This window comes from Rhodoferax sp. (assembly GCF_014859475.1).
Lineage (GTDB): Bacteria > Pseudomonadota > Gammaproteobacteria > Burkholderiales > Burkholderiaceae_C > Rhodoferax.
Genome location: NZ_JACUUE010000255.1, coordinates 1 through 3,051 on the forward strand (window position 1 = coordinate 1; position 3,051 = coordinate 3,051).

Below are 3,051 nucleotides of genomic sequence, written 5' to 3' on the forward strand. Positions count from 1 at the left end.
ACAACCTCATCAAGTACCAGCGTTCCAACCAGAACACCAACATCCACCAGCGTCCGATCGTCAAAAAGGGCGACCAACTGGCCAAGGGTGATGTGATCGCCGACGGCGCCTCCACCGACCTCGGTGAACTGGCATTGGGCCAGAACATGCTGATCGGTTTCATGACCTGGAACGGCTACAACTTTGAAGACTCGATTTTGATCAGTGAGAAGGTTGTGGCTGAAGACCGCTACACCTCGATCCACATCGAAGAACTGGTGGTCATGGCGCGTGACACCAAGCTCGGCGCCGAAGAAATCACCCGCGACATTCCCAACCTGAGTGAGCAGCAACTCAACCGTCTGGACGAGTCGGGCATCATTTATGTGGGTGCTGAAGTGCAACCCGGCGACACGTTGGTCGGCAAGGTCACGCCCAAGGGTGAAACCACGCTGACACCCGAAGAAAAACTGCTGCGCGCCATCTTTGGCGAAAAAGCCAGTGACGTGAAAGACACCTCGCTGCGCGTTGACCAGGGCTCGCAAGGCACGGTTATCGACGTGCAGGTGTTCACTCGCGAAGGCATCACCCGCGACCGCCGCGCCCAACAGATCATCGACGACGAACTCAAGCGCTTCCGTCTCGACTTGAACGACCAGATGCGCATCGTCGAGCTCGACGCCTTTGACCGTATCGAAAAACTGCTGCTGGGCAAAACCGCCAACGGCGGCCCACAAAAGCTCGCCAAAGGCAGCAAGATCGACAAGGATTATTTGGCATCGGTCGAGAAATTCCACTGGTTTGACATTCGTCCGTCCGACGAAGGCGTGTCAGCGCAGCTGGAAAGCATCAAGAACTCTTTGGAGCAAACTCGCCACAGCTTTGACCTTGCGTTCGAGGAAAAGCGCAAGAAGCTCACGCAGGGCGACGAGCTGCCTGCGGGCGTGCTGAAGATGGTCAAGGTGTATGTGGCCGTCAAGCGCCACCTGCAGCCCGGCGACAAGATGGCCGGGCGCCACGGCAACAAGGGTGTCGTTTCCAAGATTGTGCCGGTGGAAGACATGCCGCACTTGGCCGACGGCACCCCCTGCGACATCGTGCTCAACCCACTGGGCGTGCCGTCACGGATGAACGTGGGCCAGTTGCTCGAAGTCCACCTGGGCTGGGCCGCCAAGGGCATCGGCCAACGCATTGGCGACATGTTGCAGCACGAAAGCCGGGCCGCCGAAGTGCGCGAATTCCTGGGTGAAATCTACAACAGCACCGGCCGCAAGGAAGACCTGGCGCAGCTCGACGACAGCCAGTTGCTCGCCATGGCGGAAAACCTGACCAGCGGCATGCCGTTTGCTTCGCCGGTGTTCGATGGTGCTACCGAAGATGAAATTCGCACCATGCTCAAGCTGGCTTACCCGGATGACATCGCCGCCGCCAAGGGTCTCACGCCCACCCGCATGCAGGCCTACCTGTACGACGGCCGCACCGGCGACCGCTTCGAGCGCCCGGTCACGGTCGGCTACATGCACTATCTGAAACTGCACCACCTGGTGGACGACAAGATGCACGCCCGCTCCACCGGCCCGTACAGCCTGGTCACGCAGCAACCGCTGGGCGGCAAGGCCCAGTTTGGTGGCCAGCGTTTTGGTGAAATGGAAGTGTGGGCCCTCGAAGCCTACGGCGCCGCCTACACCTTGCAGGAAATGCTCACCGTCAAGTCTGACGACGTGGTGGGCCGCACCAAGGTCTATGAGAGCATCGTCAAGGGCGAGCACTCGATTGAAGCCGGCATGCCGGAATCGTTCAACGTGCTGGTCAAGGAAATTCGTTCCCTGGGTCTGGACATTGAGCTGGAACGCGGCTAATCGCGAGACTTTGCGGGACAGACCAAGATTTGCGCAGCAAATTTGCTCTGTCCTCAACTGATTAAAGAGGATTTACTATGAAATCATTACTCGACCTGTTCAAGCAATTCACGCCCGATGAGCACTTTGATGCCATCAAGATTGGCATGGCCTCGCCCGAGAAAATCCGTTCCTGGTCTTTTGGCGAAGTCAAAAAGCCGGAAACCATCAACTACCGTACCTTCAAGCCCGAGCGTGATGGTCTTTTTTGCGCCAAGATTTTTGGCCCCATCAAGGACTACGAATGCCTGTGCGGCAAGTACAAGCGCCTCAAGCACCGCGGTGTCATCTGCGAGAAGTGCGGCGTTGAAGTCACCCAGACCAAGGTGCGCCGCGAGCGCATGGGCCACATCGACCTGGCCGCGCCCTGTGCCCACATCTGGTTCCTCAAATCTCTGCCCAGCCGTCTGGGCCTGGTGCTCGACATGACGCTGCGCGACATCGAGCGCGTGTTGTACTTTGAAGCCTACGTGGTGACCGACCCCGGCATGACGCCGCTCAAAAAGTACAGCATCATGTCCGAAGACGACTTCGACGCCAAGTTCAAGGAATACGGTGACGAGTTCCAGGCCAAGATGGGTGCCGAAGGCGTCAAGGATTTGCTGCAAACCCTCGACATCGACAGTTCCATCGAAAAGCTGCGCAACGACCCGACTGGCTCCGATCTCAAGATCAAGAAGAACACCAAGCGCCTCAAGCTGCTCGAAGCCTTCAAGAAATCGGGCATCAAACCTGAATGGATGGTGCTCGACGTGCTGCCGGTGTTACCGCCCGATCTGCGCCCGCTCGTGCCGCTCGACGGCGGTCGTTTTGCCACCTCTGACTTGAACGACCTGTACCGCCGCGTCATCAACCGCAACAGCCGTCTGCGCCGCCTGCTCGAACTGAAAGCACCGGAAATCATTGCCCGCAATGAGAAGCGCATGTTGCAAGAAGCGGTTGACTCACTGCTCGACAACGGCCGCCGCGGCAAGGCCATGACCGGTGCCAACAAGCGCGCGCTCAAGTCGCTGGCCGACATGATCAAGGGCAAGGGCGGTCGTTTCCGTCAGAACTTGCTGGGCAAGCGGGTGGACTACTCCGGCCGTTCGGTCATTGTGGTGGGCCCTACGCTCAAGCTGCACCAGTGCGGTCTGCCCAAGCTGATGGCGCTGGAGCTGTTCAAGCCCTTCAT

Annotated in this window: 1 protein-coding gene and 1 pseudogene; both read left to right on the forward strand. The window is 58.8% G+C overall.

From position 1 onward, the window contains the following. Nucleotides 1-1,838, forward strand: a 1,838-nt coding sequence (gene rpoB, locus IBX54_RS13955) for a DNA-directed RNA polymerase subunit beta (RefSeq protein WP_296543263.1), incomplete at its 5' end; no start/stop codon positions are given. Between the two features lie 77 nt (nucleotides 1,839-1,915). Continuing rightward, nucleotides 1,916-3,051: pseudogene (locus IBX54_RS13960) on the forward strand (DNA-directed RNA polymerase subunit beta'); the annotation flags it as partial.